This window comes from Lapillicoccus sp. (assembly GCF_046595215.1).
Lineage (GTDB): Bacteria > Actinomycetota > Actinomycetes > Actinomycetales > Dermatophilaceae > Lapillicoccus.
In genome coordinates this window covers 1-7,925 of the sequence record NZ_JBKJPP010000004.1, presented here as the reverse complement: position 1 = coordinate 7,925, position 7,925 = coordinate 1, and the positions used below count along the sequence as shown (strand labels likewise).

General features: G+C 72.2%; 8 protein-coding genes. 2 read left to right on the top strand and 6 right to left on the bottom strand.

The genetic code is table 11. From position 1 onward, the window contains the following. The 6 genes from hemB to ACLL9L_RS00185 form a co-directional block, all read right to left on the bottom strand. The coding region (gene hemB / locus ACLL9L_RS00210; protein WP_411282624.1) for a porphobilinogen synthase at nucleotides 1–938 on the bottom strand (938 nt) is incomplete at its 3' end. A 77-nt stretch (nucleotides 939–1,015) separates the two neighbouring features. Next, nucleotides 1,016–2,647, bottom strand: a complete 1,632-nt coding sequence (locus tag ACLL9L_RS00205) for a uroporphyrinogen-III synthase (protein WP_411282622.1) — start codon at nucleotides 2,645–2,647, stop codon at nucleotides 1,016–1,018. Further along, nucleotides 2,644–3,642, bottom strand: coding sequence for a hydroxymethylbilane synthase (gene hemC, locus ACLL9L_RS00200; protein ID WP_411282621.1), 999 nt, complete (start codon nucleotides 3,640–3,642; stop codon nucleotides 2,644–2,646). The genes ACLL9L_RS00205 and hemC overlap by 4 nt, the downstream gene beginning before the upstream one ends. Beyond that, a complete protein-coding gene (locus ACLL9L_RS00195) occupies nucleotides 3,639–4,973 on the bottom strand; it encodes a glutamyl-tRNA reductase (RefSeq protein ID WP_411282620.1) in 1,335 nt (444 codons plus the stop codon). Before ACLL9L_RS00195 ends, hemC begins: the two co-directional genes overlap by 4 nt. Next, the gene (locus ACLL9L_RS00190) at nucleotides 4,970–5,641 is read right to left on the bottom strand and encodes a redox-sensing transcriptional repressor Rex (protein ID WP_411282619.1); all 672 of its coding nucleotides are present in this window, start codon (nucleotides 5,639–5,641) and stop codon (nucleotides 4,970–4,972) included. The genes ACLL9L_RS00195 and ACLL9L_RS00190 overlap by 4 nt, the downstream gene beginning before the upstream one ends. A gap of 211 nt (nucleotides 5,642–5,852) precedes the next feature. Continuing rightward, a complete protein-coding gene (locus ACLL9L_RS00185) occupies nucleotides 5,853–6,086 on the bottom strand; it encodes a glutaredoxin family protein (protein WP_411282623.1) in 234 nt (77 codons plus the stop codon). Nucleotides 6,087–6,190: 104 nt separating this feature from the next. Here ACLL9L_RS00185 and ACLL9L_RS00180 point away from each other — a divergent pair, with 104 nt between their 5' ends. Continuing rightward, nucleotides 6,191–7,003 carry a sigma-70 family RNA polymerase sigma factor gene (locus ACLL9L_RS00180; protein ID WP_411282618.1) on the top strand — a complete coding sequence of 271 codons (813 nt, stop codon included), beginning with the start codon at nucleotides 6,191–6,193 and terminating at the stop codon, nucleotides 7,001–7,003. Between the two features lie 141 nt (nucleotides 7,004–7,144). Next, nucleotides 7,145–7,925 (top strand): hypothetical protein (locus ACLL9L_RS00175; RefSeq protein ID WP_411282617.1); only part of this gene is annotated, 781 nt, incomplete at its 3' end.

The following is a 7,925-nucleotide window of genomic DNA, read 5'->3' as shown; positions in this document are numbered from 1 at the left end:
AGAGCGTAGTAGGTGAGGATGATCTGCGCGCCGGCCCGCCGGATCGACGTCAGCGCCTCCAGCGCGCAGCGCTTCCGGTCTATCCAGCCCTGGGCGGCGGCGGCCTCGATCATCGAGTACTCACCCGAGATCTGGTATGCCGCGACCGGCACCGTCGAGATGGCGGCCGCCTGGGCGATGACGTCGAGGTAGGGGAGTCCCGGCTTGACCATGACGAGATCGGCGCCCTCGTGGAGGTCGAGCTGGATCTCGCGCACCGACTCGGTGAAGTTTGCCGGATCCTGTTGGTACGTCGAGCGATCGCCCTCGAGCGAGGACTGGACGGCTTCACGGAACGGGCCATAGAAGCCCGAGGCGTACTTTGCGGCATACGCAAGGACGATGATGTCCTCGAGACCCTCGGCGTCGAGGGCCGCTCGCACGACACCGACCTGGCCGTCCATCATGCCGCTGAGCCCGACGACGTGGGCCCCCGCCCGGGCCTGGGCCACGGCCATCGAGGCGTATCGGGCCAGCGTCGCGTCGTTGTCCACGAGACCGTCCTCGGTGAGCACGCCGCAGTGGCCGTGGTCGGTGTACTCGTCCAGGCACAGGTCGGCCATCACGACGAGGTCGTCGCCCACGGCGTCCCGCACCTGCCGCAGCGCGACGTTGAGGATCCCCCCGGGGTCGTCGGCGCCCGACCCGACGGCGTCCTTCTCGAGGGGGACCCCGAAGATCATGATTCCGCCCAGCCCGGCAGCCACACACTCCTGGGCGACCGCGACGAGAGACTCCAGCGAGTGCTGGACCACCCCGGGCATGCTGAGGATCGGGGTCGGCTGGGCCGCGCCCTCCCGGACGAAGACCGGCAGCACGAGCTCGCGCGCATGCAGTCGGGTCTCGGCGACGAGGGCCCGGACGGCGGCGTTCTGCCGCAGCCGCCGTGGCCGGACCACAGGCCCGGCGAGGCGCCCGGCAGGGAGCCCGGCCGACGCCGCGCCCGAGGAGGTGCCCGATGAGGTGACCGACGCCACTACTTGGCCCGGCGCCGGGACGTCGGACGCTTCTCGCTCGGGCGACGGACCGGCTCGCCAGCCTCCGCCGCCGCGGCCGCGAGGCCGAGGCCGTGCGCCGCGAGCGCGTCGACGAGCGCGTCGGACGAGGCGGTCGGGGCCATGACATCGACCCGCAGCCCGTGCTCCTCTGCGGTCTTGGCCGTGGCCGGCCCGATCACCGCGACGACGGTGGAGTGGTGGGGCTTGCCGGCGATGCCGACGAGGTTGCGCACCGTCGAGCTGGAGGTGAAGAGCACCGCGTCGAACGTGCCGGACTTGATCGCGTCACGCACCTCGGCGGCGGGCGGCGCAGCCCGGACCGTGCGATAAGCCGTCACGTCGTCGACCTCCCAACCCATCTCGACGAGCCCTGCCACCAGGGTGTCGGTGGCGATGTCCGCGCGCGGCAGGAAAATCCGGTTGATGGGGTCAAGCACGGCATCGAACTCCGGCCACTCGGCGAGCAGGCCCGCAGCAGACTGGTCCTCGGACGGCACGAGGTCGGGCACGATGCCCCAGTCGCGCAGCGCCTGGGCCGTGACCCCTCCGACGGCGGCGATCTTCAGCCCGGCGAAGGCGCGGGCGTCGAGCCCGAACTCGTCGAACTTCTCCCGCACCGCACGGACCGCGTTGACCGACGTGAAGCCGATCCACTCGTAGCGCCCGGTGACGAGGCCCTTGATCGCCCGCTCCATCTGCTGCGGCGTGCGCGGCGGCTCGACCGAGATCGTCGGGACGACGTCCGCGTTGGCGCCGTAGGACGCGAGGCGCTCGATCGTGGCGGTGGCCTGGTCCTTGGTCCGGGGGATGAGGACGTTCCACCCGAAGAGCGGCTTGGTCTCGAACCAGGACAGCTCCGCGCGCAGCGCGACGTTGGGGCTGACGATGGCGAGCGACGGAAAGTGCACCTTCGTCGCGCGCAGCAGCCCGGCCACCTCGGCGAGCGTCGTCGTGTGGGTCACCTGCTGGGTCGTCGTACCCCGCTCGGTGAGGGCGACCGGCGTGTCACCCGCGCGGCCGGCGGCCAGCAGGTCGGCAAGGGCGTCGGCCAGCGTCTCGGGCACCCCCAGGATCACGACCGTCACGTTCGCCGCGACAGCCGTCGACCAGTCGTGCTTGCGGTCGCCGGCACTGACGACGAGCACCGCGCTGGCGTGCTGCGAGGTGAGCGGCACCCCGGCATACGTCGGGACTGCGGTGACCGCGGACACACCGGGGACGACGTCGAAGCGGATGCCGGCCTTGTGCAACGCCATCGCCTCCTCGGCGAACCCGTTGAACATCGCGGGGTCACCGTCCATGAGGCGCACGACGAGCCCGTCCTCGCCGCGGGCCTTCGCGGCGCGCACGAGCAACTTGGCCCGCGAGGCGCGGGTCAGCTCCTCACCGTGCTCGCCGTGGCCGGCGTCGACGATCTCGACGTCGGGCCGCGCGTGTCGCCGGACCATGTCGCCCCGGTTGACCTGGTCGATGACGACCGTGTCGGCGGCGGCCAGGTAGTCCCGCGCGCGCAGTGTCACCAGGCCGGGGTCGCCGGGACCTGCGCCGACGAAGGCGACCCGTCCGGCTGGTTTGCCGGCGGTCTTGCTCTGGGCAGTGGTGGGGGTCACGAGACGGGCTCCCGGTCTTGAGGGGTGGATTCGGTGCTGAGGGCGGCCTTCGGTCTGGGTATGCCGTCGGGCGGCGGGGGTGGGTGGCAGCCCAGCTCGTGGGCGCCGTCCTCGAGGAGGGTCTCGGCGAGGCGCCGGCCGAGGTCGGCGGCCCCTTCGACGGGCCCGACGACGGACCGGCGCAGCTCGTCGGAGCCGTCCTCCGACCCGACGAACGCCCGCAGGGAGAGCTCGAGGCCGACCTCTCCCTCGACGACCTCGGCCAACGCTCCGACGGGCGCGGTGCAGCCCGCCTCGAGCACGGCCAGCACGGCTCGCTCGGCGGTGACGCAGGCGCGGGTCTCGGGGTCGTCCAAGGTCTCGAGGAGGTCGACGACGTCGCGTCGGTCGGTGCGGCACTCGACCGCGAGTGCGCCCTGGCCCGGGGCCGGGAGCATCTGCAGCGGGTCGAGCGTCTCGGTGACGTCGTCCAGCCGGCCCAGGCGTTGCAGACCGGCGCGGGCGAGGACCACGGCGTCGCACGCCCCGGAGTGAACGAAGCGGATGCGGGTGTCGACGTTGCCGCGGATGGGCCGCACATCCAATCCGAGGCCGAGGGCGTTGAGCTGCGCGGCACGGCGCGGCGAACCCGTGCCGATGACGGCGCCTGTGGGGAGCTCCCCGAGGGTCAGACCGTCACGGGCGACGAGGACGTCGCGCGGATCCTCGCGCGCTGGGATCGCGGCGATCACGAGACCGGGTTCCGGGGTCACGGGCAGGTCCTTGAGAGAGTGGACGGCGAGATCGATCTCGCGATTGATCAATGCCCGCCGGATGGCCGCGGCAAACACTCCCGTCCCACCGATCGACGTCAGGTGCTCCGCCGACACGTCGCCGTGAGTCGTGATCTCGACGAGCTCGACGTCGTGCCCGGCGGCGCGGAGCCGGTCGGCCACCCACGTCGACTGGGTGGTGGCCAGGGCGCTGCGACGGGTGCCGAGGCGGAGGGTGGTCATGCGCCGTCACCGCCGTCGGGGCCGGTGAGCGTGGGCCCGTCCGGAGGGACCGACACCGTCGCGACCTCGTGGGGGTCGAGGTCGAAGAGCGCACGCAGGGCAGCGGCGTAGTCACCGCCGGCTCCCCCGCTCGTCAGCTCCTTGATCCGGACCGTCGGGGTGTGGAGGAGCTTCTCCACGATGCGGTGCACCGTGCGCTGCACCTCGGAGCGTGTTGCCGCGTCGAGACCCGGCAGCTTCTGGTCCAGGCGACCCAGCTCGGCGTCGACGACGTCGGCGGCCCGCGAGCGCAGCGCCGCGACCGTGGGAATGACGGACTTGGCGATCCGGCCGGTGAGATAACTGGCCACCTCACCCGTGACGAGGTCGCACACCGCCGCGACCTCGGGGAGGGTCGCCGTAGACGACTCGGCCGCGAGTCGGGCGCCGAGCTCGGCCAGGCCGATGAGGTAGACGCCGGGCAGGTCGCCGGTGGCCGGGTCGACGTCGCGAGGCAGCGCGAGGTCGAGGAAGACCTGGGTTCGGGCCCCGTCGCCGGCTCGGGCCCGGGCGACCTGGTCCGCCGTGATGAGGTGGCCGAGGGCCCCGGTCGAGCTGATGATGATGTCAGCGGCGGCGATGGCTGCGTCGAGCTCGGCGAGCGGCCGCGCGCTACCCCCGGCGTCGTCGGCCAGCCGATGCGCCTTAGCGGTTGTGCGGTTGACGACGGTCAGCTCCCCGACACCGCGGCGCGCTGCGGTGGCCGCCGCGAGGCTGCTCATGCCGCCCGCCCCGACGACGAGCACGTGAGCCCCGGCCAGCGGGCCGACGATCTCGACGGCGCCATCCAGGCCGGCTTCGACGAGCGAGTGGCTCACGGTGTCGATCGCGGTCTCGGCGTGGGCGCGCTTGCCCACCCGCAGGGCTTGCTGGAAGAGCGAGTTGAGCGACTCTCCCGCAGTGCCGGCGTGCTGGGCGCTGCGCAGGGCGGTGCGCATCTGGCCGAGGACCTGGGCCTCACCGACGGCCATCGAGTCGAGCCCGGAGGCGACGGAGAAGGCGTGGGCGACCGCACGGTCCTCGTAGTGCACGTAGAGGTGGGCGCTGAGGTCGCCCAGGGCCACCCCGGACGAGGCCGCGAGCGACTCGCCGATCGCCGCGACGGCGCCGTGGAAGGTGACGGCATCGGCATACACCTCGAGGCGGTTGCAGGTGGCCACGACGACGGTCTCCGATACCGCATCAGAGGCACGCACCCTGGCCGCGAGGTCGGCGCTGCTCGCGCGGGCGACGGCCTCGAGCAGGCTCATGGGGGCCGTGTGGTGGGACAGGCCGATGACCAGGACGCTCACTGGGCCAGCCCCAGGTCGGCGTCGAGGCTCTTCTGCTGCTCGTGGAAGGCGAGGACGTGCAGCTCCGTCGCGAGGTCGACACGGCGCACGTTGACGTCGGGCGGCACGACGAGGACCACGGGCGCGAAGTTGAGGACCGAACGGATGCCGGCAGCGATGAGCGCGTCACACACCTGCTGCGCCGAGGCGGCCGGAGTGGCGATGACCCCGAGCGAGAGGCCCTCAGCCTCGGCCAGCAGGGCCAGCTCGGTCATCGGCGAGACCGGGACGTCACCGACGTGCTCACCGGCGAGGGAGGGGTCCTCGTCGAAGAGCGCTGCCACGTGGAAGCCCCCGATGGCGAAGCCGGAGTATGCCGCGAGGGCGCGGCCGAGATTGCCCATGCCGACGATGGCGACGGGCCAGTCCTGGGTGAGACCGAGGGCCCGGGAGATCTCGACGGCCAGGTGCTCGACCTCGTAGCCCACGCCCCGCACGCCGTAGGAGCCGAGGTGGCTCAGGTCCTTGCGCAACTGGGTGGACCGGACGCCGGCCGCGGTCGCAAGCTCCTCGGACGAGACCGAGGAGATGCCGCGTTCCGCGACGTCGGTGAGCGCACGCAGATATCCCGGCAGCCGGGCAACCGTCGCGTCGGGGATCTCTCGACGGATGGCGGGGTCGGCGGACACGGTGGCTCACCGGCTCCTTTCACTGTGGGCCGGACCTGGGTGGACTGGACGCCATCCGGGAGGGGCTGGAGCGCATGGATAAGAGCCCAGCGTAAGCGTTTGTGAACGCAGGCACAAAGTGGTGACCGGCCGCAGCAGGCGCCCTCTGGGCAGGCTGCCGTTCAGGCGTCGGGGCTCACGTGATCGGTCTCACACAACCGGATCCGTCGGGTCAGGCCAGCGCCGTCCTCAAGCGGTCCTCCGAAACCCGCCAGAAGTCATGCGGCGCACCGTCCACGAGCGTCACCGGGATCTGCTCCCAGTACTGCTCGCGCAGCGCCTCGTCGTCATCGATCGAGCGCTCCTGCCACGTCACCCCGAGGTCATCGGCCACCCGCGACACCACCGCTCGCGCGTCGTCGCACAGGTGGCACCCTTGGCGGGTGATGAGCGTGATCCGGGGCATGGGCACGGGTCCAGTGTCCTCGACACGGCCGCCGACGTCACTCCGGGCCGGGTGATTGTCGAGGACACCTGACAAGGTCAGACGGATAGGTGACAATGAGGCGGGTGGCTCCCTTCCCCGTGGTGCGGATGCCCGCTCGCTCGATAGCGGATGCGGCGTTCGGAGTGCCCCGCGGAGCCGGAGCGGTGACAGGGCGTGCCAGCGGCTTCGTCGACCGTGGGGTGGCTTCGGCGGCCCGGCGCTTCCTCGCGGACCTGCGCGTCGCCCTCAGCGTCTCCGACCCGGCCGGCGCCCCCGGTTCCGCCAGGTCCGGGCCCAAACCGGAGGGCCGGTCGTCGAGGGGGTTCGGGCCCGGTGGCGACCCGCACGACCTCGAGCGGGTCGAAGCCCTGGTCGCGCTGGCCCAGCAGGGCGACGCCGACGCGTTCGGTGTGCTCTACGAGCGCTATGTCGGCGCCGTCTACCGATACGTCTACGTCCGGGTGGGCTCAAGGCAGACGGCCGAGGACCTCACGTCGGAGACCTTCGTGCGGGCCCTGCGCCGGATCGACAGCTTCTCCTGGCAGGGCCGCGACATCGCCGCCTGGTTCATCACCATCGCCCGCAACCTCGTCACCGACCGCGCGAAGTCCGCCCGCTTCCGTTTCGAGGTGACCACCGCGGAGATGCTCGACGCGGACGATGGCCTGGACGGGCCGGAGGCCGAGGTCCTGGCTCGCTTGCGTGACTCCCGACTCCTCGAGGCGATCCGCACGCTCAAGCCCGAGCAGGCCGAGTGTCTCGTCCTACGTTTCCTTCATGGCCTGTCAATCATCGAGTGCGCCGAGATCCTCGGCACGACGGAGGGCGCCGTCAAACAGCGACAGCTGCGCGCGCTGCGGTCCCTGCGGAGGGTGCTCGGTGACGATGCCCCCTGATCCGACGGGCGCTCCGCGCACCGTCGCCGGCCCGGTCCCCGTGACACCCGCGTCCGCATCTCGTTCTCACGGTGGGAGCGTTCTCTGCGCTACAGCGCTGCCAGCACGTGCGCGAAAATCTCGCGGGAGGGAGGTGTCGCGGTGGCCTTCCTGACCCGCACCGCCGACCTGCTCCAGGACGCCCTCCAGGGCAGCGGCGACGTTGACCCGCGGGTGAGCGGCCTCGTCCCCACGGCTCAGGTGCTCGCGTCGATCTCCGTCGTGGTGGCCCCCGACCCCGACTTCGTCTCCACGCTCGGCCTCCGACTGCAGGCCGAGGCGGCCGCACTCGCGCAGGCCAGCCCGGCCGCCGGCGCCCGAGCGCGGACCGAGTCCCGGAAGCCGGTCGTCGTCGTGGTCGGTCGGGGACTGCCCCGTCTCCTCGCGGGGGTCGCGGCCACGGTCCTCGGTGTCGGGGGTGTCGTCGGCGTCGTCGCCCGGTCCGCGCTGCCGGGGCAGGCGCTCTACCCCGTCAAACAGGTCCTCGACACCGCGGCAGTGGGCCTCGCCGGCTCGGGCCTCGACAGGGGGGTGACCCTGCTCCTCCAGTCCGAGGGCCGCACCCAGGAGGCGTTTCAGCTCTCCGACGACCCGACGGCCGCAGCCGGAGACGTCGACATCGCCATGCGCGGCGCCATCGACGGGCTCACTCGCGCCCAACAGCTCCTCGTGCCCTCGGACGGGTCCGCCCCCGACCCCCGGGCACTGTTGGCGCTAAGGGACTTCTCGGCGCGGACCATGCCCCGGGTCGAGGCGCTCCGGGCCAGGGTGCCGGCCGGGTCACTCCCGCTCCTCTCGACCCTGCGAGGCCTGCTCAACGATCTGTCGACCAACGTGGTGCAGCTTCTCGCGGGCTGCACGACATGCGGTCCCGCAGGCGCCG